This window comes from Ruegeria sp. D4 (assembly GCF_056534475.1).
Window position 1 is genome coordinate 38033 of the sequence record NZ_JBQFPJ010000024.1, and the last position, 26858, is coordinate 64890.

Genomic DNA, 26858 nt, shown 5'->3' on the forward strand with positions numbered 1-26858 from the left:
TTTTGCTCAGGATTTGATCACTTACTGTGCGGCCATGATTTCGGTCACGGTCCGTGCAAAGGGTTTCTGGCCATTGCCGAGATCGCGCAACTGCTCGTACTTGGTAAGGTCTGCAGGCGACATCCCCATGTTCGGGAAGGTTTCGATCAAGGACGGGTCCAGCGCCTCCATCGCAGCCTTGTTCGGCGTTTTGTAAAGGATATTGCTGGCAACCCAGACACCGACGTCCGCGCCCAAGACATAGTTCAAAAAGGCATGCGCCGCGTCTTTGTTTTCAGATGCCTCCGTGATGACTAGCGCATCTACCCACAGATCCGATCCTTCTGATGGTATCGTGTACTTGATGTCCGCGTTTTCACCGATGCCGTAGTTACACCAGCCATCCCAGGCGTGAACCATCGTTGCCTCGCCCGATACCAACTTCAGATAAAAAGTTGCGTCGTCGTAGGCCAGCAAATCCTGCTTCGCCGCAACCAGCAGGTCCTTTGTAGCCGCCAACGTCTCATCCGACGTATCGTTCAGCGACTTTCCGAGAGCTAGCGCAGCAGCCCCCATCAGCCAGCGATCCGTCGAGAGCATTGTCACTTTGCCTTTAAGGTCGTCAGAGGGTTTGAGCAGATCGTTCCACGAAGTTGGCTCTGCCATCAGGTCTGACCGGTAGCATAAGCCCGTCGTGCCCCAAGCGTATGGCATTGAATAGTTGTTGCCCGGATCATGGGCTAGTTCTTTAGCTTCGTCATACAGGTTGGAGGCATTCGGAACCTTGTCGTGGTCGATTGCAGCCACCAGCCCCAGGTTGTTTAACGCCTCGGCAAAAGGCGACGAGACGAAAAGAACGTCGTAGCCCTTGCCTCCACCGGCTACGACCTTGCCCATGATTTCTTCGTTGGTGCCATGCACCGAGAGCTCGGCCTCGATACCGGTTTCCTTGGTGAAATTCTCCAGCAGGTCCGGCGGCATGTAGCCGTCCCAGTTCGAGATCACGATTTTTTCTGCTTGGGCCGCTCCGGCAAAAACGCTGAGTGCGCAGGCCGCCCCGGCGGTGAGCCAAGCAAATGGCAAACGGAACGAATTGGTGAACTTGTTGGTCATGTCTTCCTCCCTTGACATCCGCGCTCGCTTCTGGGGCGAGATATTTGATGCAATCACGGTATTTTTTGATGAAATAAAACTCAACAATTTTTTGAATCACTTTTGTATGGCCCGGCCAAGCCATTTAAGATACCGTTTTTATTGTATATTAATTAGGTATGACGAAAGCCGTCTTCTTATGCCACCAAGCAAACACTTGAAACTTGCTCAAAAAATACTGGATGTTGCGATGGATCTCGATTTGCATCAGGGCGACAGACTGGTGGAAAAAACCCTTGCTGATTCGTGCAGTGTCTCTCGCACTCCGGTTAGATCCGCATTGAGACTGCTGGAAAAGGAGGGGATGGCACGCAAAGCGGCAGAAGGCGGGTTTGTCCTAGAATGCGAACCCGAAAAGGGGCATTCGATACTCAACCAACATGCGATCGGAGCAGGTGTGGATCTCGCTGGTGCCATCCTACGAGATCGCGGTGCCCGACGCCTGGACGGTGCCATAAATGTCACAGACCTGATCCGCAGATATTCGGTTTCCCGCAGCGCTGCACAGCGTGGGCTCGAAGCCCTCCTGGCCCAAGGTGTGATTCAGAAAGCCGAAGGTCAGTCCTGGGTTTTCACGCGCATGCCGGGAGACCGCTCCGGACGAATAGAGAGCTACGAATTTCGTCTGATACTGGAACCGCAGGCCATTCTGTCCGACGGTTTCAAGTTGGACACCAAGCGCGCCGATCTGGTCCGCAGCCAGACCGAAGCGCTTCTGGCGCAGTCGGAAAACTCTTTCAATAGCCAGGATTTCCAAGACGCGGATCTTGCCTTTCACAAGCTCATCGCTCGATCGTCCGGAAACCAGTATCTAGCTTCTGCTCTCATGGCCCATCATGGGTTGCGCCACCTGCCAGGCGGATCATTCGGTATGATCGACTTTCGGATGCGGCAGGCGCTCGATGAACACGTGCGTATACTTGATTTCATCGAACAGGGTCATTTCGATCTTGCGGCGGATCAGATGAGGGTGCATTTGCGGCTTTCAATGCACCAAAGGCCCAGCGTAGCTAATCGTGGTGCTCCGGCGCTAGTCCAAGCAACCCGCGGGTCAATCCGGTGAGTGAATGATGAACCGCAAGGAAGCACCCGTAATCGCGTTTTTCCCCGAAGCTAGTTTTGGGGCTGCACTGAATTGTGTGGGGATCGCTCAGGAACTTCGCGCTATGGGTGCACACCCCGTTTTCCTGACCCACGGCGGCTTTGGTGGCGTATTCGCAGACTACGGTTTTGACGAATTCGCTGTCCCTGTTCAGTCAGAGTTGACAGAAGAAGAAACCCAGACCTACTGGCAGGAATTCCTAAGCCATCATCTGCCGCATTTTAACATGCACCCAACTGACCAACTGGCCACCTATGTAGAGCCGGTTTGGAACGCAATCGTCGAGACAGCGGAAGCGGTCGAACAGGGGTTGGAATCGGCGCTAGAGCGTATCAACCCGGATGTCGTCGTCCTCGACAATGTGATCATGTTCCCTGCCATCGTACGCTCCAAGTGCCCATGGGTCAGGGTCATTTCTTGCGCGGAAACCGAGTTGCCAGACAAGTGCCTACCGCCGTACCTGTCCGGCCTGCCGGCATCTGACGTTGCCGGGTGCGCGACATTCCGCGGCCAGTACCTGGAGACCCTTGGCCCACTTCATGCTCGCTACAACAAATTTCGCCAGGATCGCGGGCTTAAGCTATTGCCTGAAGGTGAGTTCCTGGAAACATCACCACATCAAAACCTTCTTTTGGCGCCGTCTATCATTCGCCATGATCGTGAGCAGGCGCCGGACCCGAGACAATTCACCTTTCTCGAAGGCTGCGTGCGCCAGGAAGGTCCCTATCGTGTACCTCAGATGCCCCGTAACGAAGGGCCTCTGGTGTACGTGAGTTTTGGCAGCCTCGGTGCCATGGATGTCTCATTCTTTGAAAGCCTGTTCGACGTATTCAAGACAATGGACATGCGTTTTCTGATCAATGTCGGCGCCCAGATTGATGCCTATTCCAGAGCGCCAGACAATGTTCACCTGCAGGAATGGTTCCCGCAGCCTTCCGTGGTTGAACAATGCGATCTATTTATTCACCACGGCGGCAACAACAGCTTTTGTGAAGCACTGTATTTCGGGGTTCCGTCGCTGATCCTCCCCTATTGCTGGGACGGACATGACAACGCCCAGCGGGCAGTTGATACCTGTGTCGGTCTCAGGCTAAACCGATGGGATTGGACACCGGATCAGTTGGAGAATGCGATTAACCAACTACTGGGGAACACAGAGATGAAGGCCCGACTGACCGAGAACTCAGAGATCATGCAGTTCAGAAAGTCGGTTCAGTTAGCTGCTCAGAAAATCTTGGATTGTGTAGAACATAACTGAATCTAGTTTAGTCCCGTTGGTCATCCGCTTCGTCAAGACGGATGGAAGGGTACATCGCAACGGCCTCTAAATCACTGAACCTAAAGTATCGGTTTGGACTCGGAGCGGTTGTTCGTTGCGCAGCGCATCAATGACCGAGTTGCGGACGGAGCAACCATCGTCTGAAGTTCAGTAGCTTGCTGTGTCGGTAAAGAAGCCACAACCGCACAATAGTCCACAAAGAGGTCCAACTAACGCCAAATCTATGTGGTGACTGCACAATGCAGAGGTCAACTCTGCATTCTCCCTATTGGACTGGCCGGCGCGTTTGCGCCGGTCTTTTTCCTTTTCAGTCACGTGCCCCTAAGCGTCCGTTTTTGGTGCGGCGTTTAACAAGAACTGGAACCGGGGATGATTGCGAAGAGACTGGAAGTCTGGATCATTTCGCATCCAATCCCGTTGAACGGGGCCAAGGCTCGGATATACCTTCTCAAGACACTCCAAGGCTTTTTCAGTTTCACCGATTAATGCATAAACGCAGGCCACGTTATAACCGTCGGTCGAATAGCTGTGGGTTTCCATGGTAAGAGCTCGACTCAACCACGCGCGTGCCTCATCATACCTTCCCAAGCTGGCCAAAACGGACGCCGACAATTCGAGCGGATCAGGGTTATCAGGATTGCTTTCTACCGCCTGTATAGCCCGCTTAAGGCCCATCTCAAGGTAAAGGTCACGTTCATCCAGACGTCCGAGTTCGACGAGGTCGGCAACAAGTAGGAGTGGCGACCGATAATCGTCCGGCTTGATTTCAAGAGCGCGTGTAAAATGATAGGCGCTTTGCTTATGATCCAGTTGCCCCCGGTGATAACGAGCAAAGTTATGATGCGCATCATAACAAAGCGGATCAAGCGACAGCGCCCTGCGATAAGCCACAACCGCGGCTTCATTCTTCCCGACAATCTGCAATGCCAGTCCAAGGGAGGCATGCGCTTCTGCTAAGTTAGGATCGAGATTGATGGCACGTTGAGCCATGCTGACAATGTCTTCTGACGGAAAATCTGTGCCATGCCAATCGTTAAGCCTTGCTTCGCATTCAGCCAACCCCACGTAAGCGCGGGCGTAGTCAGGATCTTGCTGCACTGCTTCAAGGAAAAGCGTACGCGCCTTTTCAAGATAGTTTCTGGCACGCATGTGAAAGTAGCGTCGCCCCTTAAGGTAAAGAGTGTAGGCGTCTACACTTTCCGTGTGCGCCTTTTCGGCGATATCAGAGTCAAAAAGCCTAACCTGCAACTGATCAATGATTTTATTGGTTATTTCGTCCTGAAGTGCGAAGATGTTAGACAGATCCCGGTCATAGCGTTCTGCCCAGAGATGCCCGCCAGTTACACCGTCGATCAATTGCGCTGTGATGCGTAGGCGGTTGCCCGATTTTCGAACACTGCCTTCAAGAATGTTGCGTACGCCTAGGTCTCGGGCGACATCCTGTAGTTTAGTTGGTCGGCCTTTGTAAGCAAAAGCTGAGTTTCGACCAACCACAAAGAGGCCTGAAAGCTTTGAAAGATCAGTGATTAAGTCTTCAGCGATACCATCAGCAAAATACTCCTGCTCAGGGTCACCACTCATGTTCTCAAAAGGAAGAACCGCGATTCTGGGATGACTGGAGGCGTTTGCTAATGCAGGCTGCATATCGCCGGTTTGAGATCGAACGTGAAAAACTGGAACGGCGCCATCGATGTTTTTTAGCAGTTGTTCGCCTGCGTCATCGAAAGTGATGCCAAGCTTGTTGCCGACCTGATCGCGAACCACTCCCGAAACAGCGATGCCACCTGGTTGAGCCAGCGCCTCAATGCGGGCCGCGATATTGACACCTTCGCCGAATATATCGCCGCCCTCAAAGAGCACGTCGCCCATGTTAATGCCGATACGAAAGTGGATCTGTCGATCTTTGGGAACGCCGACGTTTCGTTTGGCAATTGCATCTTGAATGACAAGCGCGGATTCTAAAGCGCTAACAACGCTTGCAAACTCCGCAAGAACTCCATCCCCCATAAGCTTAACGATGCGTCCGCCAGCTTGGTTGATTGCTTCATCGAAAACGTTGGCGAGAATTTCTTGCATCTCTGCCAAAGTGGCAACCTCGTTTGCGCCCATCAAACGGCTGTAGCCGACTACGTCTGCGGCAAGAATGGCGGCTAGGCGTCTTTCCATTGGCACTTGTCAACTCCGATTGTCTCGAGCATATCACCGATATGATGATGAACGGCACTCAAAATTTGGTTCAGTTTAATCCTACATTGCGTTTCAAACACGGCAGTTCCATCGACCGTGGCTTGTCCAATATAGGCTAACCTTGCTCGTCGTCGCTGGTTTGAAACCTCTCCACAGACATAGAGATGGGGTACACTACAACCGCACGCGAGTAATTCCTGCCGTTTCGATTGTCGGCCTTGGGCTCAGAGGGGTAATTCTCTGTACTTGGTATGAACGACCAACATGCGGGACAAAGCTTACATTGAAGCATTGTCCGCGTAATCGCTCTAGATCTCCTATGCTCTGTCTGGCGGAAATCTGAAGTTCGAGAACATCGGTCTTTGGTGTAGCTGGCTGACAAACATCTTTTTAAATTCGAAGTGGTGTGGCAACGTTTCGCCATCCTGAAGAACTGCATGCTAGTGTACAGACTTCCACCATGAATCTCATAAGGAGAAGACATGCTAACGAAAATTCTAACGTCTGCATTTTTCTTGATTTTGCCCGCACTCAGTTTTGCTCAAACAGCTGAGCGCAGCGTTACCATCGAAGCCGACGCGACAGTTAAGTCAGTTGATCCGGACACTCGGCTCATCGTGCTGCAAAACTCAGAGACAGGTGAAGAAGAGACCATTCTTGCAGGACCTGAAGTCAAAAACTTCGATCAAATTGAAGAGGGTGACACAGTCAAAGCGATGTACACACTGGGGATGGCTGCAAGCATTGCTTTCCCTGGCGAGGTTGACAGTTTGGTTGAATTGGAAGGCCAGGCTGCAGAGGGATCAACACCGGGCATGGCTGCCGGAACAATGGTCACCTTGATTCTGACTTTTGTGTCCTTCGACAACGCGAGCTCAATCGCCACTGTGACGGACAGCAGTGGTACAGAACAAATGATCGAGGTTGAAACAGACGTTGGTCGCGAGTTTGTCGAGCAGCTTAGCCCGGGAGACAAAGTAGCTCTGAGCTTCACGGAAGGTCTCGCCGTGGGAATTGTCGAAGAATAGGCGTCCGCAGCGAAACCTCACTAGGCGAACTCTTGTTTCCTCTTTCACCACCAATAAAAAGCTCGTTCCATCGCTTCCCGCATCCCAAGCCAAGTCAGCGACCGCTATGCTTTTGTAATTTCGTAGCACTCAGTCCCCTTGCTAACTTGAACACGATGTCAAAAACGCCGATGCCATTTCATGCGGACTTTCCTTGGCTTATTTCACAATTTGATACGAGTTCGGAGTTTGTTATGATTGGACCAGTGCTTTGAGAAGAAATAGATGGCCTCCCAGCGACGTCACTCACTTACATCACCGGGAGGCGACCAGACACGTCTGGTGGATGCGGCAGCAACAGAGGTAATTAAGATTTGCTACGCACCCCAATACTTGAATCCAAAATGCACCAAATCAAGTATTTTTGCGCGCGCTAAATTTGTTTCTCACTCTCTTGGTGCTTGCTTCCATACTCTACCCTACTGGCCCGCGTTGGAAAATGTGGCCGTGCCGTGCGATTGGTTGGTCACGAGGTTAGTCAGCAGAGCCTAAAATTAGTAGTCAAGGCACCTTTTTTGCTACCTGCGGCTCGACGCACATTCGAGATAGTTTGGCAAGTCCTATGGGCAGACTAAATCCCCGCGTTGCCTATCATCTCAGGTTAGGGTGGCGCGGGGAACTTTGATCCAACCCGCGATCCGCACCGTAGAATGGATACCCCAAACTGCTTCCCGCGTTGTTCAATTGGTTTCCCTCCGAACAATGCGGGTTTTTTGGGGATTGAGGGGGTAACGAGTTTTCCGTCGCTAGTGGCCGATCGGGCCGGTGAATTCCGGTCCGGTCGGCGTTAGATGATCAAACGCTTGGCTACCGAAATCGTTCCGCAATTCAGGAAAAAACGAAGCCCTTTCCCTTCGGTTTTGAGGCTTGTTTGCAAGAACGGCGTTTACCGCCTATCCTCGCATCCTCATTTTGCGATATTTTTTTGGGAGCGTATCTATGAAAACTACAACTAAGATTGTTTTTGTTTCGGCTGTTCTCGCATTCGGGGCAACGTTAGGGCACGCCAAGGACAAGAACATTCTGCCGAAAGACAATGCAGAGTTTGTAAACTACGGCGAAGAATCCGGCTGGAACATCTTTGTAGACAAGAGCCGGAATACCTGCCTGATTGAACGGGTCGATGAGAATACAAACGTTGTGCAAATGGGTCTGACCCCAGACAAGGAGTTCGGCTACATAGGGGTCTTCACCAAGGCGGACATTGAGTTCGAAGATGACAAGGTTGAACTGCTCATGGACAACAAGTTGTACTACGGCGATACAACAGCAGCGCCACCCAATCTGGCAGATGGGTACAAGGGTGGCTATTTATTGGCCAACAACCCCGACTTCGTGGCAGATGTGATGGAGCGCGAAACCATGATCGTAATGCCGGAGAGCAATTTTGCGTTCGAAGTGAGCCTTACCGGTACGAAGAAAGCGATTGAAGCGGCGCGTGAATGCAATGCTTCTCTCACCAACTGATTTATCTCAATATCTCAAGGCCGCTCACGTTGTGGGCGGCTTTGTTTTGGCAAAGCGGTTTCAAAGACTGAGGAAAGCCGACGTTCAATGCTGTCAAACGCATCGAAATCCGGCTCGCGGCCGGATAATTTATCTGCCCCTGCGCCTGAACACGAAACGGCAAAGATAGAAACGTCTGCGTCGATATAGCAGGGACCCACCCTTGCAACTGTTCAGATAAAACTTGAACCGCTCTTCACCAACGATCCTGATCGCAGCGTCACTGTTGGCTATCAGCCCCTTTGCCCATTCGGCCAGAGTGTATTGGTAGTCTTCCGGGCGGTTTTCCATTGAAACCAGTTCCAGATGCGGATGGGACGCTTCGATCACGTCCGCGATTTCTGGCAGGTCACTTTCGGGGAAAATCTCATGTATCCTATTCATATCACGCTCTGCCGGACCAGCGTCACCCCACGTCATGGTCTGTAGGGAAAACCGGCCATCTCGCGTCATCCACTCGGCACAACGCCGGAACAGTTCCGAGTAAATTCGCAGCCTTTCTTCCCGTGACATACTGGGTTTCACGAAGTGCTCAAAAGCGCCGACGCTGACAATGGACTCGTAGGGCTCTTCAGGTTCATGATGTTCGTAGCTTTGCAGAGCCGCGGTTACGTTGGGCAGGCCCAAAGACCCGATGTAACGATGCTGAAGGGGGCTCAGCGTAAGGCCGTGTGCCGAGGCGGCTCCCAGGCGTTTGACCCCAGCGCTCAGCAGAGTGCCCCAGCCACAACCGATGTCCAGCATGCGGTGCCCCGACGCAACATTCGCGGCACTGAGGTGATAGTTGATTTTTTCGTCCTGCGCTTCGTCCAGTGTCATGCCCGGTTGCGTGAAGCGCGCTGCCGTGTAAGTCATAGATCTGCCGAGCCAAAGCGAAAAAAAATCGGCGGGCATATCGTAGTGAAACTCAATAGCTTCCTGCGACGCCCCGGAGTTTGATTCAGTCATTGGCTGCCCCCGGCTTCAGCGAGTTCAGGCGATCAGAAATGTCTTCGATTCTGTCTTCAAAGTCGAGGAAATCATCAGGTAACAGGACCTGAGATTCGGCCTCAAGATGGTCGATGAGCTCGACGGCGCCAATGGAATCAATCCCCAGAGTAGATACGGTATCCGAACCCGTAATGTGGCCGTTTACAAGATGGTTCGGCAGGATCTTCTCGCTGGCGAGATCGCGCAGAATTGAGATCAGCCGATCAACTGTCCAGTCATTCCGGTTTTTCTGGTCCATCAAACCCGTCCTTCCCTAAATAGTTGCGCCGCCTTCTGGCGCATGAGTTTTCCACTGGAGGTGCGCGGTAAACGTCCTCCTATCGCATTTCTGATTACATCGACCTGTAAACCCAGTTCGCCAGCCACTGCAGCGCCCACCCTACGGGCTTGATCATCATCCCAGTTGCGACACTCTACTAGGAGAACAATCTCTTCGCGGTCTGCGCCGGAACGTATGCACGCAAAGGCCACGGCGCGTCCGACGCCGAGGTTCAGCGCGTTTTCCGCAACCGCTTCAACCACAGTTGCAGGGAATGCTTCCGCGCCCCGCTTCAACACGTCCTTCGTTCGACCGGTGACATACAATCGACCGCCATCCATGAAACCCAAGTCGCCCGTATCAAACCACGCGTCCGATGCGAATGCTTCAAGCCCGAGGTAGCCTTTCAAAACTGATGGCCCACGGACCTGGATATGCCCCTCATCACCGGCGCCAATCTTGGTTCCGTCTTCGGTTACGATCCGGCACTCCATATCCGGCAGCACTGGCCCGCAGGAGATGTACCCGTTCCTGACAGACCACGTTTCACCAGAAGCACCACAGGAAATGCCTACGACAGTTTCCGCCATCCCATAGGTCGGCTGCACCACCCCTTTGCTTAATCCTGCAGCGGAGTATGCCTCCTCGAAAGCGTCAACCACTGCCGGAAACACCATCTCGCCGCCGATCCATGCATATCGAAGAGCAGTCAGGTCCACATTTTTGACTGTCCGGCGCGTCAATAGTTTCAGCGCTGTGGGCGGAGCCGTTGTAATAGTACCACCATAGTTTGAAATCGTTTCCAGCCACGCGGCCGGGCGACGTACAAAATGTTCAGTTTCCATGAGTACTAGGTTCGCTTTGCGGCTCAATGGAAGCAGAACTGCCATGAGGCCCATATCGTGATAAAGAGGTGCCCAGGACACCATCCGATCTGTCTCTGACAGCTTTGATCTCTGCGCTATTGCGTCCAGGTTGGCCTTAAGTTGCCCAAAGCGAACTACGGCCCCCTTGGCCCCGCCTGTGCTGCCCGAGGTGAATTGGACGAAAGCAATGTCGTCCGGGCTTCGATTTGCCAGAAAACTATTTGGATCTAAGGATAAATCCGATTGGGCGTTGTCTTGCGGCAGCTCCAGCGTGTCAACTGTAGCATCCAAGGCCTCGGGCAAGTCTGTGCCCGCCTCCTTGAGCAACAGTCTTGGCTGCAGAACGGACCAGACATCATCCACACGGTGCCGCGACCGTTCAGTCGCAGTCCGACCCGCAAAGGAAGGCAGCACACAAAAAGCCGCGCCGGCGGACCAGCATCCGAACATGGCCGCGATCTGGTCTTCGCCTCGGTGCAACCACATGGCGACGCGATCACCCGGCGATACACCGTTCGATTTCAAAAGCTCCGCGATCAGCGCGGCGCGACGGGCGATGCGTGCCCTCGGAACCGCCACACCATCTGGAGACGATTTTCCAACAAACACAAAATGTTCGGGCCAATACATTTTCATATGGAAAATCTCTTTATGCCATTTTCTAAAAGATGATCGAGTCGGAGTCAGCTATCAACTGAAAATGGTGAATCCTGCCGGACTGCTTCTATCGCCCTTCGGGCACACGACCTACAGCGCGGTCGGACTCATCTGTCACCGCATTCAGTGCTTTTTGCAAACTAAGTCGAAGCCTCTCGGTTTCGATGTCGTCTGGAACGCTCGAAACAGCTTCATGCCATTCCTGGCAAAACAAGACGCCGCGAGTCCACAACGCGGGAAACCACATCTTGTCCCAAGTCGGCAGGACGTGGACCCGCCGCGCCGAGTAACTAACCAAAAAAACGCGTTTCGTAGAAGCGCGTGCCCAGGTTACTGGGGCAAGCGAGGCAATCCGGGCTGGGCCTCTAGGGCCATCTGCTGCCACTCCAAGAGATACGCCCTCGCGAATGCCTCGCAAAACCGCCCGCGTCAGCGCGACATGGCGTTGGTGCGAAGACATGCTAATCGTACCCAACCCAAATCGTTTGACGACATTTCCAGCAAGCTGACCAGCTCTTGAAGAGGATGTAAGCGAACAAATTGGTCCAAGCGAAGGGTCAAACAAGTACGGCGACATCATCAGTCGTTGGTGCCAAAGCACGATGATTGCTGGCTCGCCGCTCCGCAATGAGTCTTCGAGGTCTTCAAATCCGATCCTCTCCCACCTTGATGTCGAAAATGCCAGCCAAATCCATGCCGCTACCATTGCTTCGACGCTGCGGTTGAGCCACGGGATGTCTGCAATTTTTCTTTTTTTTCCCATCACTTTTCACCGGCAACCGTTGTGGCTATCTTCGGCAACCGGGTTAATGAAAGCAATAAAGAGCTGGAAGATTCTTGTGCTGCGATGAACAAGTCTCTTCAGCAGGCAGGGCCCGCGGGTCGATATTCAGTCAGCACAAAGAAGGATTTTTTGGCTAATTGGCAATTTAGCTCTCTGCGGCTGAACTAAAAACTTCGGTCATTCATGTTACTGCGCGTGCTGTTGCCAGAGCAGAGGTGCTTCCGGTTTGGGCTCGATTTAGTAATTCGCGGCTTTCGGCGTGAGCGACTGCTTCGCGAACGGCGTGGCCGTCGGCTCAGCGTCATCCACTGCCCTAGACCTTCGGATTCTGCTGAATTTTGATGCAATTCAGGCTAGAAGCGGTCGGTCAGCACGAAACTTGCGAACGACAGCTTTCTCAAGCCGATTGTCAGAGCATTCGGCCAAGCCTTTGAAAACACCGGACCAGCTCAATTAGTGTAATGACTGCTTTTGGGACTAGGTTGCAAGTCGAGCTGCTGACTCGCCGCAAGGCCGCTTCTAGCCCAAAGCAGAAACGCCAAGCGATTACGCAGAAAAACCTAATCGCACCAAAAAACAGTTGTCAGTAATCCTACGCAGTTTCCGAGGATAGCGCCCATAGATTAATGTCCTCTTCCGCACTGACCTCATTAATCCTGAAGAGTTCCGCTTCGGTAAAATCCATATTTTCGACCGCAACGGCGCAATCCACACATTGAAAATCGCCCGAAAGGGCGTGGCACTCGACAACCGCGACGTCTATATTCAGAACCAGCTTGGGTTTGCTTATCTCTGTGCCGGACTTTGGGATGGGGCCGAGGCGCAATTCAACAAGACACTTTCCATGATAGAAAGCGAGGCGGAGTCTATTGCTTGGTGCGGCTATGCTTTCCTACTGCTCGGCCAGCGCGAAAAGGTGCGAGCAGTGGTTTCGGAAGCTATGGGACTGGATCCGCTGCATCCGTCTGCCATCGAATGGATTATGGGTCAGGTCGAATTTTTCAACGGCAACTATAAAGCAGTGCTTAGTTTTCTAATGGGAGCAGCGCGGCTGAACTCATTGGCCACTGCATTTGTTGCTGCGTCTTACGCGCAGCTCGGACGAGAGCGAGACGCCTCCGACGCATTGCGAGAATTCGTCACCGAACGTCACGATGAGTTCACAAGTCGAGGTATTGTGGTTGAGGATGACACAGTAGATTGCTTGGCCAGCGGGTTTCGGTCTATGTGGCGGCGACCGGATCATTTTGAGCGTCTTGCCAATAGGCTACAGGCGGCAGGTATGACCGGCTGAAGCCGGATATTACTCTAATGTCCAACCGCCGCGGCCTCAACTACGCGTTTCTCTGCGCTTTGTTTTTTCGGCGGTTCGCAGCCCAAAGCAGACTCATAAGATCGAGTCTTAGACAGGTCCATGAGCGCGGATGGGGGACGGTGGACCCAACTCACTTGAATATTTGATTTTATGCACGCTTTCTCGTACACATATGCTTTATTTTTTTGTCTTGGGGGCAGTCATGAGAACTCACTTTGAACCCACGATTATGTTGCATGCTGCAACCGCCTTAGCGCTTTCATTTGGAACGCAAGCAGTTGGCTTTGAAGGCGAAGTACCTCCTAATACGGTGGTCCCCGCACAGACCTACTCTCCTTTTGTTGACCGATCTTATCCTGATGAAGTTCTATTTGGTGATCTTCACTTCCACACTGAAATTTCATTCGACGCAGGGCTTGTTGGGACTTCTTTGAACATCCACGACGCCTTCCGTGTGGCCCGCGGTGACAGGATAACCTCAAACACTGGGCAACCTGTTCAACTCATTAGGCGCCTCGATTTCCTCGCAATTACTGAACACGCGGAAATGTTGGGACTTGCGACCGCCGTTCGAGCAGCTGACCCTCGGCTTTTGGCTGACGAGTGGGGTCGTTTGACTTACGAAAGGTTCAATTCTGGGCAAGAAGGTCGGATGGAGGCGTTCGCTGATATCATCGAAATCGCATCAATCGAAGGGCGAGACCCGACCGCTGGATTGGATTTGGACGGTGACCTTTGGCAACAAATCGTGGAAACGGTCGACGAATACTACGAACCCGGCGTCTTCACATCATTGGCTGGGTACGAGTGGACATCAACTCCGAGAGGTAACAATCTCCACCGAGTGGTGATCTTCGGAGACGGCGCCGATAAGACCGGTCGAACCCGCCCATTTACCTATTTTGAAAGCGAAGACCCTGAGCCGCTGTGGGACTATCTGGCTGCGTACGAAGAAGAGACGGGCGGAAGCGCAGTATCTGTTCCGCATAACGGAAATATATCCAACGGAATAATGTTCGCGCCTACGAAATTCGACGGAACACCTATGGATGCGAAATACGCGGCCAAACGCATTCGTTGGGAGCCGATGCATGAGGTAACCCAGATTAAGGGGGATGAGGAAACGCACCCATTGCTGTCACCTGATGATGAGTTTGCGGATTTCGAAACCTGGGACGTTGCGAACATCTCGGGCACCGTCGCAAAGACCCCTGAAATGTTGCGCTACGAGTATGGGCGCTCTGCGTTGAAGGTCGGGCTCGAAGTTCAGCGTAAGACAGGCGTTAACCCATTCAAGTTCGGCTTCTACGGCACGACGGACACGCACACCGCGCTCCCAACCACGCGCGAGGACAACTACTTTGGAAAGTACCAACACACAGAGCCTTCAGCGAACCGTCACAACTTTGATGTAATCCCGGCCGAAGACCCGGCATTGCGTATCATTACGGCGCAAGAATCGGCTGCTGGCCTCACCGCTGTTTGGGCGCGCGAAAACACCCGCGAGGAAGTCCACGGAGCAATCAAGCGTAAAGAGGCCTACGCTACGACCGGGCCGCGAATGCGAGTCCGGGTCTTTGGCGGCTGGGATTTTGATGCCGATGATCTGTACGCCTCGGATTTTGTTTCCAACGGGTATAAGAACGGTGTGCCGATGGGCGGAGACCTTAGGAACGCGCCTAATGGGGTTTCTCCCAGCTTCCTGATCCGGGCGCTGCGCGACCCAGATGGCGCGAACCTCGACCGAGTCCAAATTATCAAAGGCTGGATCGACGAGAGTGGCGAAACCCATGAGCGGATCTTCGACGTGGCAGTCTCCGATGACCGAGAGATTGGAGAGGATGGCCGCGCACGCGAACCAGTAGGCTCGACGGTAGACATTGAAAGCGCGACATACAGCAACTCAATCGGTTCCGTGGAGCTCGCCGGTTATTGGCAAGACCCAGATTTTGACCCGAACAACAACGCTTTTTACTATGTGAGAGTGATCGAAATTCCAAAGCCGCGATGGACGACCATAGACGCAGCTTTCTACGATATACCGCTGCCCGAGGCGGTTCCCGCAGAAGTCCAAGACCGTGCTTACACATCGCCGATTTGGTTCAGCGCCGAATAGTAAAACTAGTATTGCGACAAAGCAGGTCTTGATCATTTTCGATTCCCATGGAACAAGTTGGCAACCAGCTCCAATGGCTCGAAAGTCTCCAAAGCGTGAGGACGTCGTCTGGTTCAGTCGCAGGACAAATCAAAGACCTGTTCTGGTGCCACCGTGTCTTCTCGCTGGTAACGCCGGCAGTGGCCGCACGCTGTACTTTGCAAAGTCTGCTTCCATTATTCTGTTAGTCTACACCTTGGTAGCAGGATCAATTGGGCCCAGGCTCTAGCAGCGCTTTGGCGAAGACACGGGTGTATATCGGGATGACGACGGCGCCGTGCGGGTGGTTTATCCATCCATCACAGCAGAGTCGTTGTTTCAGGACTCGATGCCAGCATTGAGACGCGCAGTCAGGGGCAATGGCCTCGTAACGGCCGCCCTAATTCGAGCTTTGAAGCGCATTGCTGAAGAAGTTCCCAAAGGAGACTTGCGGGTTGTTGTAGATGAACTATCGGCGGTCAGAGATGAGACCCGAGAAAGCGATATGCTAGAGCGCGATATTGATAAGTTCTGTGGCCACGTCGAAACCGCAATTGAAGGGACTTAGTCAACCGTCCTGGACATTTGCAGTCCAGTTCGGCAGGGGGGCTTGTGAGTGGGCCATCCACCAACTTATCGTGAAGTACTTAAACGTCGGGATTGCCTCTAAATTCAAAAAAAGACAAAAAGCGGGCGATGAATAATGACAGCAGCGCTGGAAATTGAAATTGAAGTGTCCTTGAAGTTAAATAGACTGAGAACTAACGGAACAGTCAATTCGTTGAGAGGTCATCATGGCAGCTCCATTAGTCCAAAACTGGGAACTGACCGCGGCCGTAAAGGACATAGCCGACTGGCTGGTTCAACAGGGCTTGGAGAATGCTCCTGTGGAGCTCTGGCTAGAAGCATTCTGCAACCGTCTTGTTTCGGCAGGAATTCCACTTCAAAGAGCAAACATCACAGTGCGCGCTCATCATCCGGAGATTGGGACAGTTGCTTTCCGCTGGCACAGAGATGGCGGAAATGAACGACAGGACTTTGTCCGAAGATCAGATGCGCCTGAGGAATACGTTCTAAGCCCGATTTACTATCTTTTGGCAAACAACATTGAAGAGATCAGACAAGACCTTACAGTCGAAGAACCAGAGCTCAACTTTCCGATCTTCGACGAACTTCGCGAGCGCGGTGCAACTGACTACTTTGCTGTCAAACGGTTCTTCCTTGTTCAGGACAACGCTACGCCTGTTGACCCGATGCAGGCCGAAGAAGGTGCCATTATTTCGTTGGCAACCGACGCGAGCGGGGGCTTCACAAGCCAGCAACTTGACGGTTTGCGTCAACTGATATCTCCACTTTGCCTGACGCTGAAGTGCGGGGCAAACCGGCTGATGGCTGAAGACATAACCGCCGCGTACTTGGGAAAAGACGCCAGTAGGCGCGTTCTTTCCGGGGACATCACCCGAGGTTCATCGGAAACTATTTCAGCGGTGATTTGGTATTTTGATTTGCAAGGATTTACCAAATTGTCAGAGGCGCTTCCGGGGGATTCAATCATAGAATTGCTAAACGACTACTTCGCGGAAGCTGTTGACGTAGTCGAACGCAATGGCGGTAACGTTCTGAAATTCATGGGAGATGGAATGCTTGCCATCTTCGATATCAATCAAGTTCCAGACGCTCGCCGCGTCGCAATTCACGCGGCAGCGGAGTTGCGGGATACCTTTGAGGATCTCAACCAACGACGGCAAGCGGATGGTTTGCCAACGACCGGCTTCACTCTTTCGTTGCACGCAGGCGATGTTCTTTACGGCAATATTGGCGGTAGGTCTCGCTTGGATTTCACAGTGGTCGGCCCAGCGGTCAATACTACCTCCCGCATTTTAGGCATGTGCAGCGCGCTCGATCAGAACATTGTGGTTTCCGACAAGGTGGCGGGCGACTTGGTGGGCTCTATTCCAAGTCTTGTTTCCCTGGGGCAATACAGATTGCGCGGAGTTGCTGAAAGACAGGAGCTGTTCACGATAGACTAACTGCCGCTGTTTGGAAGCTGCCGCAATCGGGAGTTGACCTGCGTCAAAGCATAGGTGGCTGGATCGCTGCTAAGTTGTTTGACACATGGAACAGAACCGTTGGATCAAGTACTCGCGCAGAGCGGCATTCTTGGTCATAGTGATTGCAGTGTCAGGGTGCACGGGCAGGCACCACCAAGGCAATTGGCATGGCCACGGCTTAGAAGGTTGCTATGGACCTCACCACGACGTCGATCGCGAGGTCCATTGCCGAACGCTCGAGTGAACTTGAGCCATACGCGACGCAACTCACAAAACGTTTGGCGACCAGTGTTACTTGGATTGAGATTCAGATCTTGTATCGAAACTGCCCGTTTGATGCTCAGTCCGGTAACATTGAAAAGTTTGGCCTTGGCACAATATCTTTGTAGTCCCATGAGGAAGCGGAGAAGAGACCAATGAAACGACGCGAATTTTTACTAGCGGGTACAGCAGCAGTGTTAGCCACTCCTTCCGTCGGTCAAGAAGCCCCACTCATCAAAGTCTACAAGACGCCAACCTGCGGCTGTTGTGCCGCATGGGTGGATCACCTGATTTCCGCAGGATTTCGCGCCGATACACTGAACGTGGAACAGGAGCAGCTGTGGTCGCTTAAAGAACAAATGAAAATCTCAGATGTGCTTTCCAGTTGCCACACTGCAATTGTTGGGGACTTTTTTGTCGAAGGTCATGTTCCGGCAGAAGACATAAATCGACTTTTGTCCGAACATCCTGAAGGCCTCGGCCTGACAGTTCCAGGCATGCCGATGGGTTCACCCGGCATGGATTTTTCAGACGAACGAGAACCTTATGAAACCTTGCTCGTTGGTCTGGATGGGACGACGAGTGTGTTTGCTCGACACAGCTGAGAGATTGGATGAAGGGCAATCAGATTTCCCAGCTCCATGTCCAACATTAGTTTGCGCTGATTTCAAAAGGATTCAGCTGCAACCGTTGTGTTTTTTCCACATGGCTGGGTCGTGGCCTTCGGGCACATTGGAGCACGGGTCGTTCGCATACCCTCTTAGAATGCTGTACTGTTGGATTTGATCTGCGCTCAACAGTGGTGTTGTTTGCAGGTGCCGGGACAGATGAACCAGTCGCAACTCGGCTCTGGCAGCTTCGCAAGCACTTCGCTTGGAATCTGAGACCCCACATACGCGGGGATAGGCTCTTGGACGTGCACAACAGTAAATACAGCGTCCGCATCAGCCAATTGGTGTGCGGCCTCAAACGATGCTTGGGTGTCGTGCTCTTGGTCCAGTGCAACCGGGATCAGGATGTTCTTGTACATTTGACCTCCTATCTACTTCTCTGATGATTTCAATCTGGTTTAGTCGGCAGCAGGAAATCTAAACCGGCTCAGACTTTGAAGAATTCCCTGCGCTCTTTGTAGCGGCTGCAACATCATCAACTGTTTGCTCAACAGCTTCAGACTCGGTTTCAGCGACATATACTGCACAACGGGCCACGGTTTCGAACCATTCCTGCGCGTCAGCAACCAATCGCTCCGTCGAGTGGCGCTGCCATTCCGCCATACTCTGAAGGGCTTTCGAGGGTTCCGACGGGTTAGCGTAAGACACTTCACGCGCAGCTTGCAGGGCCGTTCGGACCGCCTCATGTCGCCGCTCGAACCAATGCTGCGCAAAGGCCTCTGTTTCCTCAAGCATTTTTTCTTGTGCGTCCCAGAATTGTTCGATCTGGGCACCGAAGGCCGGATTGCCAGACATGGGCGGCTGCATATTCTTGAAAACGTCCACGAGTGAAGCCGAGTAATTTGACTTGGACTTCTTTGTCGGCATCAAAAATTCCTCCTCATTCCCTGATTGACCTATTGTGCCACTTGCGGTGGGCATCCGCCTTAATACAGATCAATATCCCTTAATCTTATGATCCTCGGTTCAGATCGTGTAAGGATATTCGCATTCGCTCCGACATCAGTTCCTACAAGGCAGGGTCGGAGTTTGAGTAGTCTAGACAAGAAGTTAACGCTTGGTATTATGTGCACGTTGCCGGCTTTCTGATTACCCTTGGTGTCCTCATCCTTGCCGGATTGGCGTGCCATCCGCTTGTCTGACCGGGCGCTTGAAAACGGGAGAGCCCCTGAAAGCCGAAGCGGTGGGTATCGTCTTTCTGACAGCGGGTCTTTCGCTATTGCTGGAGGTTTCATTTCTTTCATCAGGCATGGTTGCAGGCGCAGTTGTCGGGAATCTTGCCCACCATCATGACCGTGCTTTTCATGAGATCGAGAACAATCAATGGCCATTCATCATCCTGTTCTTCCTGTTGGCTGGCGCCACGTTGGATAATGAGGCCTTTGGCTTCATGGGTTGGGCCGGTGCTCTTTTCCTGATCTTGCGCGCCGTGGCACGCCTTGTCGGGGGGTTATTGCGGAGCAACCCTACGCCGCGAATGATCCCATCCCTCAGCAGCGCGGATTTTTCTTGCCTGCGGCGCTGCGACGCGGAGCCGGGTCAGGCAATCACGCTAACTAATTACTACTACCACCCTTCGGGGGGCCCGCGTTGCTCTTGTCCCCTCTAGCTAGCTTGCAGCGCGGGCCAACTAGTACCATTCGTTTTTCTGCTGTGCCTGTCTCGCCGCCGCTGATGATGCGCAGCGAGAGTTGAACCTTGACGACCCACAACCGCATAGTTGATTTCGGCTACTGATATGTCAGCAGGACCTGATGCAAGCAATTCGCTCGGACTTTTAGTAAGATACCGACATCTATTATGGAATTGCTGGCATTGACGCTTCTACTTCGTTCAATCTAGAACAGCTCGTCGCCAACTGGTGCGCCGGGAGGAACCGACTACATCGTTATCAAAATTGGACCTGTAGCGCCTCGTTCACGAGACCGCCGCGGACAGCGAAATCACAACAACGCCGATCAGAAAAAGCCGCATAACGCTGCAACACTAAACCAAAAAAGTGTTCCACGAGATTGAAGAAAATAGTACGAAAGGGCTTCTGAAACAACGCGACCCGAGTGTCGCTCACCTGGAACTCCCCGAAAAAAGCGAGTGGACCAGACCGTGAAGCTGATATGCACTGCCAATTACAATCAGATCAAGCATACTGCCTGTCGCAATTGATAGCTTTGTGATGGGTGGAGCGAGGGGCTGGACGAGGGGGTAAGAGCCAGCCCCTCTCTCACAAGGGGGAATTCCGGAGTGGTAGTAGTGTTCCGTTGAAGACAACTTACCTTGAGCACCCAATCCTCGAAATTGGGGAATTCCCGTAGCATTGCAAAATCTGGCGAAATAGTCTGTTTCCAAAAGGCAAAAAGTAAGTTTCGTAACGAGCAGCGGGCATAATTTTGCCACCATGCAATCCTCTGACCGTGGGCGGCACGCGTTGATTTTTTGCGCATTTCGGATATTGCGACCGGTTATGAGCGGGTTGTTGGGTTCGGCGTGCCGCCCCACGGGCCCCAAAAAGCTCGCTGGAGAATTGAATTGCGGTTTTTAGATGTCAGAGCACAACCGCATTTTTCATTCCACCGACCCAATTTGAACAAGCCGAACAAGTAGCAGTGTGGAGCGGCGCGCCTTGATGGGGATTTACGATTTCAATGAGGGGGTACGAGTTCGGCGCGTCGCACTATGCCCCAAAAGGTGTAATGATAGCAGTGGACTATGTCCCCGCGAGCCGTTTGCTCAAACTTTCTGATGCGTAAAAATGACCTGCTCCCCTGAGAAGTCCTCGAATTTTGGTTAGCCTGTTCTCCAACTGAGGAGACAGACGATGAAGAGAAGCCGTTTCAGCGAAGAACAAATCATCGGCATTTTGAAGGAACACCAAGCTGGTCTCGGTGCGAAGGAACTGTGCCGCAAGCACGGCATCAGCGATGCGACGTTCTACAAGTTGCGCTCCAAGTATGGCGGCATGGAGGTGTCAGACGCGCGGCGACTGAAGACGCTGGAAAACGAGAACGCCAAACTGAAGAAGATGCTGGCCGAGCAGATGATGGATGTGGTGACACTGAAAGAGATGCTCGGAAAAAACTTCTGCAGCCCGGTTTGAGGAAGAATGCTGTGAACTGGGCGATGAAGACCAAGGGTTACAATCAGCGACGCGCCTGTGCGTTGACCGGGATTAACCCGCGTGTGTATCGGCGTCGATCTAAGCGCCCTTCCGACACGGAACTGCGCACCAGGATGAAAGAACTGGCCTGTGAGCGGCGTTGGTTCGGCTACCGCCACCTGCATATCCTGCTGAAACGGGAAGGCTGGGAAGTGAACTGGAAGAAGCTGTATTGGCTCTACCGCGAAGAAGGGTTAACCGTTCGTAAGCGGGGTAGACGCAAGCGCGCAGTGGGCACGAGAACGCCCATGGCGATCCCACAGGGGCCGAACCAGAGATGGTCGCTCGACTTCATGTCGGATGCGCTGGAGGATGGCCGCAGGTTCCGTGTGCCAAACGTCATTGATGACTTCAGCCGAGAATGTCTGGCCGCTGTGGTCGATACATCCATCGGCGGCGCGCGTGTCGCCCGCGAACTGGTTCGGATCACCGAGCTTCGCGGGTATCCATGTCTTGTGGTCAGCGACAATGGGACCGAACTGACCAGTAATGCGATGCTCAAATGGCAAGAGGACCGCAAGGTCGGCTGGCACTACATCGCGCCGGGAAAGCCCATGCAGCACGGCCTGGTCGAGAGCTTCAACGGATGGATGCGCTAGGAATGCCTCAACGAGCACCTGATACCGTCTTTGCGCCATGCCTGCCGCATGATCGCGGCATGGCGCGCCGACTACAATCACCACCGCCCACATTCGAGCCTCGACGGGCTCACGCCGTGGGAGTATCACCAAAGGTCAAGAGAGGACCAAACCCTGAACAGAGCTAACCTATAGACGCGGACTCCAAGGGGAGCAGGTCAAACTCGCACGATCTGTGAGTTTTTTCTCGCTTCAGCTGCGTTCGATTACTATACTAAAGTAGCAATCTGTGAGTGGTTGTAATTTTTAGATCGTTCTGGTCGCTCCTCTACTTGTTAGGTGGAGCGACTAATTCTTTGCTGGATTCCGGGCAGATCCGATGATTGGGGCCATTTAGCCAACCAATAAGTGTGCCTTTTGACCTTGTTCTGAGCTAGACAATTCCAAACGTGCCGCAAGAATTTTTGTTAGGTTGAACCAAGACAGTGCCGGCAACCTGATCGCCTGAATGATCGTTGCGCGGGCTGCAATTTGGGTTGAGTATAACATCAAGTCCGTTTGCTTTTAGTTGGGCCTACTATCCCCGAGAGTGTGAACTTGACTTGGCAAGCAACGCGGCTTGAGTTCTGTTACTCACTCCAAGTTTTCCAAGTATGTTCGTGACGTGAAATTTTACCGTTACTTCTTTTAGTAGCAGGTCTTGTGCTATCGATTTGTTGGATTGGCCGGATGCAAGCATGTCAAGAATCTGTTGTTCCCGAATTGTCAGGCCATAGTCCTTTGGGAAAGCACCGGGCTGCTTTTGTTGAATGCCTGCTGAGCGCGCGATCGACCTATCTCCGGTTAGTTCATTGATACTGTCGAGCATCAAATCCACTGGCATGGACTTTGGAAAAAAAGCGAGTGCCCCAAGTTCAATGGCTCTGTCAGCAACTTCAGGGGAGGCGACACCGGAAATAATGGCTGTTTTTTGGTCTGGAAAACGTGATTTGAGTCGAACCAGTCCTTCCAGATCGTTCATACCTGGCATCTGATAGTCCAGAATCGCGAGGTCGATGTTTTTGAAGGCAGAAATCACAACATAAGCTTCTTCTGCACTTGAAGCTACCTTTACTTCAAACCCAGCTTTTTCGGCCAGATAGGTGGCCAATGTATCGCGAACCAGTTGATGATCATCGGCAATTAAGATGGTACTCATCAAGTAACGGAATGCCCCCGAGAAAAAACTGTTATGCCACAAGCAACGATCGACCTAGGTTCATTCATTCGCTGTTCGACGCTCGAAGCAGTGACAACGCCACAGTAACATCATGCTTCCAGGGAGGCCAATTCTATGAGTTCAAGAAATTTCCTTAGCATCACTACTGCTGTCGCCTTAGTGTGTTCTTCAACGGTCAGAGCGCAAGACCAAATTCCGTTGACAGTTGTATTTGCCGGAGGAGAACAGAAAAACCTCTCATTGGAAGATCTAGACACAATGAAACAGGTTTCCTTTTCAACTTCAACAATCTGGACAGATGGAGTTAACCAATTCAGCGGTGTTCCGGTTGCCAGCTTGCTTCAATACCTCGATGCCGAAGTTCAACAGCTTAAACTGTCCGCTTTGAATGATTATTCGGTGAAGATACCTGTTGCCGAGCTAGAGGCAGAAGTACCGATTATCGCGACCCGAGTTGACGGATCAACCATGTCGGTTCGCGAAAAAGGACCTTATTGGGTCATGTTTCCCTTTGACGATAGGCCCGACTACAAGACTGAGTCGAACTATTCACGTGCAATTTGGCAACTGCAAACAATTGAACTTCTCGAATGAATTACGAAAATTTCTCGGCTGACTGGAGAAACTATTTTGGAGGGTCGAATGATAGGAGGTCTAGCCAGGTTTATCTTTCCCGCGACTGTTTTGGTTCTCGTGGCAGTCGTAGTTGCCTTGGGAACAAGTCTTTGGATTGAACAGCGGGCCTTAGCGACTGCCGGCAATGAGAATGCCCAATGGACAGTTCTACAGCTGGATACTGAATTCGCTAATTTGCGATCCGTTTTGCTGGAAGAAGCTTCGCGGTACAGGCCAGACTCTCTGAGAACCGTAATACAAACACAGATCACTTTAAGCCGAATTGATCTTGTAAGCCACGGAATCGCAAGAGACATAATCGAAAGCGATAGCCGTGCATTAGAGTTGCTGGAACAACTTGAAAAGTTCGCCGAGGAGGCTTCACGGCTAACTCAAAACTATGATGCACCCGTCAATGTTAGTGAACTCGCCGATTTGGCGACTCTCTATCAACCGGCAGCACGTGAACTCGCGTTGCTAGGTATTACCATCGGAGCTGAAAGAACGGAGGCTCGTCGGCAAAAGTTTTCATCTGCACTAAGAAACGCTGGTTTGGTCGCTATTTCGGTTGTTTTCGTGCTGGCCGCCGTACTTTTGTTTTTGTACAGATCGTTGCAGATTTCCAGGGAACGCGACCTTGCGCTTCGGGAGACAACTGGCAGATTGGAATCGACGGTTTCCGCTTCTCTCGATGCCATAGTGATCGGCAATGAAAAGGGAGAAATTGTAGAGTTCAATAACGCTGCGGAGAGAGTATTTGGCTGGAGGAAAGGGGAAGTTCTTGGCAAAAACATCAAGAGCACAATTCTTCCAGGAGTTCATTTTGACCAAAGCGACAGATTTGATGACAACAAGGGTCCCAACCTGATCTCAGGGCTCACTAAAAGAAATCGGGTTGAGATAGTGGGCACCCGACGCAACGGGGATGAGTTTCCTGCTGAAATCAATGTCACAAGGGTATCGAACGCAGCGGGAGACTTGGTCGCAGTATATCTACGTGACATAAGTGACAGAAAACGTAACGAGCAAGCGCTTTTGGAGGCTAAAGAAAGAGCAGAGCGAACTGATCGCGCAAAATCGCGGTTTTTGGAAGTCATGAGCCATGAAATGCGGACTCCTCTCACTGGTATTCTAGGGGTTCTGGACTTACTCAAAACCACAGATCTTACCGAAAGGCAGAACCATTTTTTGGAAGTGGCTGCGGGATCCGGAGAAGTTCTTCTAGAGCAGATTAACGAAGCACTTGATATTACTAGAATAGAATCCGGCGCTTTGGTTCTGTCACCAGTTTCGTTCAACCCTCACGAAAAGGTATCTCAAGTCGTTGCAGTTCTTGAAGCATTGGCTGCCGAGAAGGGGCTGAAACTGGACTCTGATCTCGAACCAAGCTTGTTTGGTACTTTCATCGCCGACGAAGTACGCTTCGGCCAGATTGTTACAAACCTTGTTGGAAACGCGATCAAGTTCACTTCCACCGGAATTGTCAGCGTCCGGATGAAGTTCGAAGACGCAAAGCAGGCTCGAAACTTAGTTTTGACTGTTTCAGATACCGGAGATGGAATTCCTACGGATCAGCTTGAAGAAATATTCGGTGACTACGTGACCCGTGCACCGGTGAAAGGGCGATTATCTAGAGGAGATGGACTCGGACTTTCGATTTCAAGGCGAATTGCAAGGCTAATGGGGGGAGATATCACTGTAGACTCGCATTTGGGGCACGGAAGTCATTTCACTCTCAAGCTTCCTCAGATGAAAGTGGAAGAACAGATGCAAAAAGTGCTTGAAGACGATCATACAGCTTCAAATTTCACCTTGCCCAACACCAAAAAACTAAGCGTCCTTGTCGTCGAAGACAACGTCGTCAACAATTCAGTCTTGTGCGAAATGTTAAATAGCTTGGGCCACAGAGTCCATTCTGCGACCTCTGCGGCCGATGCATACAAAATGGCAACAAGTATGCGGTTTGACGTTATTCTCATGGACGTTGGTCTACCGGACATTGACGGATGCGAACTCACCAAAATGATCAGGAATTCCAAAGGATTGAATAGATATTGCCGGATTCATGGTCTGTCTGCTTATAACGAAGAGGCGCTCCTAAAAAGAGCCTTGGCCGTTGGAATGAACGGTTACACGACTAAGCCGATTCGCCTGAGTGATCTCAAGAGAGTCTTGCTGGGAGAGCCCATATATTCAAACACTAGGCAGCCTAGCACTTCTTTAATTGACAGTAACATACTCCAAGAGCTGGGTGGTACTTTGGGTGTAGAGCAAATGCGAAAAGCTATTTTGGATTTCTTCCAAGAGATGTCAGATTTCTTTTTACAACATGAGAAGGTCACCGATTTGAGCGAAAGAAGTGAGCTTTCCTCCCACTTGCATAAGCTAAATGGAGCCGCTGCATTGTTCGGTTTTCGCTCATTGACAAAATCAATCGAGACTACGCGAATAATTGCTACGAAGGCTGATGTAGCCTCTCTAGAGATCGCCCTTGGTAGACTAAAGAAAGACACAAAGGGCACTCGCGAACAGGTTGATAGGCTACAGTTTCCACAATCTCTTTAAGTTTCCCAACAACAGTAAGGACCTTGTATGAACTAGCAATACTTAAGGCCAGCAAAGTGTGTGCAAGTCTAGTCTAATTGGTAGGTTGAGAAAGTCGTGAGATCAAAAATAATGGGATGTGAACTTCAAAGTTCAGAGCGATAACCACTCACTGGAACAACGCTATCGTTCTAGGCCCGCCGGCTCCGCTCGGCGGGCTTTTCTACTTGTACAGCACTGTCTAAATTGTAGGAGCAAGACTTTGCAGGATTAGCCTGGTAGAAAATCTCTGGGGACGGAAATGCTTTTCGGACGCCGAACACAATTGATTAGTTCAGTCGGGGATGTTTGGCCATGATAGTCGAGCAGAGACTGAACTGGTCCGACGCAATTGACGTTGTCTTAGCCCCGTAAAACTGTGCCACTATTTTGGTGTCACGGAAGGGATGATGGATGGCTCGGAAGCGGTATTCGGATGAAGATGCGTT

General features: G+C 51.9%; 21 protein-coding genes and 1 pseudogene. 12 read left to right on the plus strand and 10 right to left on the minus strand.

Translation table 11 applies throughout. From position 1 onward, the window contains the following. Nucleotides 1-21: 21 nt before the first annotated feature. On the minus strand, nt 22-1092 hold the full coding sequence (locus tag ACR0MI_RS21765; RefSeq protein ID WP_170617407.1) for a polyamine ABC transporter substrate-binding protein: 1071 nt from the start codon (nt 1090-1092) through the stop codon (nt 22-24). Between ACR0MI_RS21765 and ACR0MI_RS21770 the strand changes: the two genes are divergently transcribed. Together ACR0MI_RS21770 and ACR0MI_RS21775 are read left to right on the plus strand one after the other, a co-directional pair. Continuing rightward, a complete protein-coding gene (locus tag ACR0MI_RS21770) occupies nt 1091-2194 on the plus strand; it encodes an FCD domain-containing protein (RefSeq protein ID WP_170817362.1) in 1104 nt (367 codons plus the stop codon). The two genes, ACR0MI_RS21765 and ACR0MI_RS21770, sit on opposite strands and share 2 nt — an antisense overlap. A 4-nt stretch (nt 2195-2198) precedes the next feature. Beyond that, nucleotides 2199-3491: a nucleotide disphospho-sugar-binding domain-containing protein gene (locus ACR0MI_RS21775; RefSeq protein ID WP_480442337.1), complete on the plus strand. Its 1293-nt coding sequence runs from the start codon at nt 2199-2201 to the stop codon at nt 3489-3491. Nucleotides 3492-3833: 342 nt separating this feature from the next. Here the strand turns inward: ACR0MI_RS21775 and ACR0MI_RS21780 are convergent, their stop codons facing one another. Continuing rightward, complete coding sequence (locus ACR0MI_RS21780) at nt 3834-5678, minus strand: TPR end-of-group domain-containing protein (RefSeq protein ID WP_170617403.1); 1845 nt, start codon at nt 5676-5678, stop codon at nt 3834-3836. Between the two features lie 503 nt (nt 5679-6181). Here ACR0MI_RS21780 and ACR0MI_RS21785 point away from each other — a divergent pair. After that, entirely contained in the window at nt 6182-6727 is a 546-nt protein-coding gene (locus tag ACR0MI_RS21785) for a hypothetical protein (RefSeq protein WP_170617401.1), read from the plus strand. Nucleotides 6728-7633: 906 nt separating this feature from the next. Continuing rightward, entirely contained in the window at nt 7634-8233 is a 600-nt protein-coding gene (locus tag ACR0MI_RS21790) for a hypothetical protein (RefSeq protein ID WP_480855581.1), read from the plus strand. 129 nt (nt 8234-8362) lie between these two features. Here ACR0MI_RS21790 and ACR0MI_RS21795 read toward each other — a convergent pair whose 3' ends face one another. From ACR0MI_RS21795 to ACR0MI_RS21810, 4 genes are all read right to left on the minus strand, one after another. Continuing rightward, on the minus strand, nt 8363-9220 hold the full coding sequence (locus tag ACR0MI_RS21795) for a class I SAM-dependent methyltransferase (RefSeq protein WP_170617397.1): 858 nt from the start codon (nt 9218-9220) through the stop codon (nt 8363-8365). Beyond that, nucleotides 9213-9500, minus strand: a complete 288-nt coding sequence (locus ACR0MI_RS21800; protein ID WP_170617395.1) for an acyl carrier protein — start codon at nt 9498-9500, stop codon at nt 9213-9215. The genes ACR0MI_RS21795 and ACR0MI_RS21800 overlap by 8 nt, the downstream gene beginning before the upstream one ends. Further along, nucleotides 9500-11023, minus strand: coding sequence for an AMP-binding protein (locus ACR0MI_RS21805; protein WP_170617393.1), 1524 nt, complete (start codon nt 11021-11023; stop codon nt 9500-9502). The genes ACR0MI_RS21800 and ACR0MI_RS21805 overlap by 1 nt, the downstream gene beginning before the upstream one ends. A gap of 88 nt (nt 11024-11111) precedes the next feature. Beyond that, the gene (locus ACR0MI_RS21810; protein WP_170617391.1) at nt 11112-11807 is read right to left on the minus strand and encodes a DUF374 domain-containing protein; all 696 of its coding nucleotides are present in this window, start codon (nt 11805-11807) and stop codon (nt 11112-11114) included. A gap of 757 nt (nt 11808-12564) precedes the next feature. Between ACR0MI_RS21810 and ACR0MI_RS21815 the strand changes: the two genes are divergently transcribed. From ACR0MI_RS21815 to ACR0MI_RS21830, 4 genes are all read left to right on the plus strand, one after another. Beyond that, entirely contained in the window at nt 12565-13122 is a 558-nt protein-coding gene (locus tag ACR0MI_RS21815) for a tetratricopeptide repeat protein (protein WP_480855584.1), read from the plus strand. Between the two features lie 223 nt (nt 13123-13345). Then, nucleotides 13346-15259: a DUF3604 domain-containing protein gene (locus ACR0MI_RS21820; protein ID WP_170617389.1), complete on the plus strand. Its 1914-nt coding sequence runs from the start codon at nt 13346-13348 to the stop codon at nt 15257-15259. Nucleotides 15260-16071: 812 nt separating this feature from the next. Next, nucleotides 16072-17307, plus strand: a complete 1236-nt coding sequence (locus ACR0MI_RS21825; protein WP_170617387.1) for an adenylate/guanylate cyclase domain-containing protein — start codon at nt 16072-16074, stop codon at nt 17305-17307. A 437-nt stretch (nt 17308-17744) separates the two neighbouring features. Next, a complete protein-coding gene (locus ACR0MI_RS21830; RefSeq protein WP_170619817.1) occupies nt 17745-18194 on the plus strand; it encodes a DUF411 domain-containing protein in 450 nt (149 codons plus the stop codon). Nucleotides 18195-18382: 188 nt separating this feature from the next. Here ACR0MI_RS21830 and ACR0MI_RS21835 read toward each other — a convergent pair whose 3' ends face one another. Together ACR0MI_RS21835 and ACR0MI_RS21840 are read right to left on the minus strand one after the other, a co-directional pair. Then, complete coding sequence (locus ACR0MI_RS21835; RefSeq protein WP_480442346.1) at nt 18383-18619, minus strand: universal stress protein; 237 nt, start codon at nt 18617-18619, stop codon at nt 18383-18385. A gap of 58 nt (nt 18620-18677) precedes the next feature. Beyond that, on the minus strand, nt 18678-19127 hold the full coding sequence (locus ACR0MI_RS21840) for a phasin family protein (RefSeq protein ID WP_170817361.1): 450 nt from the start codon (nt 19125-19127) through the stop codon (nt 18678-18680). A 316-nt stretch (nt 19128-19443) separates the two neighbouring features. Here ACR0MI_RS21840 and ACR0MI_RS21845 point away from each other — a divergent pair, with 316 nt between their 5' ends. Further along, nucleotides 19444-19869, plus strand: coding sequence for a hypothetical protein (locus ACR0MI_RS21845; RefSeq protein WP_480442445.1), 426 nt, complete (start codon nt 19444-19446; stop codon nt 19867-19869). 282 nt (nt 19870-20151) lie between these two features. Here the strand turns inward: ACR0MI_RS21845 and ACR0MI_RS21850 are convergent, their stop codons facing one another. Beyond that, nucleotides 20152-20328 carry a hypothetical protein gene (locus ACR0MI_RS21850; protein WP_170817360.1) on the minus strand — a complete coding sequence of 59 codons (177 nt, stop codon included), beginning with the start codon at nt 20326-20328 and terminating at the stop codon, nt 20152-20154. Nucleotides 20329-21075: 747 nt separating this feature from the next. Between ACR0MI_RS21850 and ACR0MI_RS21855 the strand changes: the two are divergent. Next, nucleotides 21076-22187, plus strand: a pseudogene (locus ACR0MI_RS21855) (IS3 family transposase). Between the two features lie 382 nt (nt 22188-22569). On the opposite strand, the gene ACR0MI_RS21860 reads toward ACR0MI_RS21855, so the two are convergent. Next, complete coding sequence (locus ACR0MI_RS21860) at nt 22570-23190, minus strand: response regulator transcription factor (RefSeq protein WP_170617481.1); 621 nt, start codon at nt 23188-23190, stop codon at nt 22570-22572. Between the two features lie 135 nt (nt 23191-23325). On the opposite strand from ACR0MI_RS21860, the gene ACR0MI_RS21865 reads away from it, so the two are divergent. Together ACR0MI_RS21865 and ACR0MI_RS21870 are read left to right on the plus strand one after the other, a co-directional pair. Beyond that, nucleotides 23326-23805 (plus strand): molybdopterin-binding protein, encoded by a 480-nt coding sequence (locus ACR0MI_RS21865; RefSeq protein WP_170617483.1) that lies wholly within the window; start codon nt 23326-23328, stop codon nt 23803-23805. 48 nt (nt 23806-23853) lie between these two features. Next, the gene (locus tag ACR0MI_RS21870) at nt 23854-26391 is read left to right on the plus strand and encodes an ATP-binding protein (RefSeq protein ID WP_170619820.1); all 2538 of its coding nucleotides are present in this window, start codon (nt 23854-23856) and stop codon (nt 26389-26391) included. The last annotated feature ends 467 nt before the right edge of the window (nt 26392-26858 follow it).

What these genes read in the sequence shown, in the direction of transcription:
- ACR0MI_RS21770 (WP_170817362.1), top strand. Translation starts at nt 1,091, where the DNA reads ATGTCTTCCTCCCTTGACATCCGCGCTCGCTTCTGGGGCGAGATATTT.
- ACR0MI_RS21765 (WP_170617407.1), bottom strand. Translation starts at nt 1,092, where the DNA reads ATGACCAACAAGTTCACCAATTCGTTCCGTTTGCCATTTGCTTGGCTC.
- ACR0MI_RS21775 (WP_480442337.1), top strand. Translation starts at nt 2,199, where the DNA reads ATGATGAACCGCAAGGAAGCACCCGTAATCGCGTTTTTCCCCGAAGCT.
- ACR0MI_RS21780 (WP_170617403.1), bottom strand. Translation starts at nt 5,678, where the DNA reads ATGGAAAGACGCCTAGCCGCCATTCTTGCCGCAGACGTAGTCGGCTAC.
- ACR0MI_RS21785 (WP_170617401.1), top strand. Translation starts at nt 6,182, where the DNA reads ATGCTAACGAAAATTCTAACGTCTGCATTTTTCTTGATTTTGCCCGCA.
- ACR0MI_RS21795 (WP_170617397.1), bottom strand. Translation starts at nt 9,220, where the DNA reads ATGACTGAATCAAACTCCGGGGCGTCGCAGGAAGCTATTGAGTTTCAC.
- ACR0MI_RS21800 (WP_170617395.1), bottom strand. Translation starts at nt 9,500, where the DNA reads ATGGACCAGAAAAACCGGAATGACTGGACAGTTGATCGGCTGATCTCA.
- ACR0MI_RS21805 (WP_170617393.1), bottom strand. Translation starts at nt 11,023, where the DNA reads ATGAAAATGTATTGGCCCGAACATTTTGTGTTTGTTGGAAAATCGTCT.
- ACR0MI_RS21810 (WP_170617391.1), bottom strand. Translation starts at nt 11,807, where the DNA reads ATGGGAAAAAAAAGAAAAATTGCAGACATCCCGTGGCTCAACCGCAGC.
- ACR0MI_RS21820 (WP_170617389.1), top strand. Translation starts at nt 13,346, where the DNA reads ATGAGAACTCACTTTGAACCCACGATTATGTTGCATGCTGCAACCGCC.
- ACR0MI_RS21825 (WP_170617387.1), top strand. Translation starts at nt 16,072, where the DNA reads ATGGCAGCTCCATTAGTCCAAAACTGGGAACTGACCGCGGCCGTAAAG.
- ACR0MI_RS21830 (WP_170619817.1), top strand. Translation starts at nt 17,745, where the DNA reads ATGAAACGACGCGAATTTTTACTAGCGGGTACAGCAGCAGTGTTAGCC.
- ACR0MI_RS21835 (WP_480442346.1), bottom strand. Translation starts at nt 18,619, where the DNA reads ATGTACAAGAACATCCTGATCCCGGTTGCACTGGACCAAGAGCACGAC.
- ACR0MI_RS21840 (WP_170817361.1), bottom strand. Translation starts at nt 19,127, where the DNA reads ATGCCGACAAAGAAGTCCAAGTCAAATTACTCGGCTTCACTCGTGGAC.
- ACR0MI_RS21860 (WP_170617481.1), bottom strand. Translation starts at nt 23,190, where the DNA reads ATGAGTACCATCTTAATTGCCGATGATCATCAACTGGTTCGCGATACA.
- ACR0MI_RS21865 (WP_170617483.1), top strand. Translation starts at nt 23,326, where the DNA reads ATGAGTTCAAGAAATTTCCTTAGCATCACTACTGCTGTCGCCTTAGTG.
- ACR0MI_RS21870 (WP_170619820.1), top strand. Translation starts at nt 23,854, where the DNA reads ATGATAGGAGGTCTAGCCAGGTTTATCTTTCCCGCGACTGTTTTGGTT.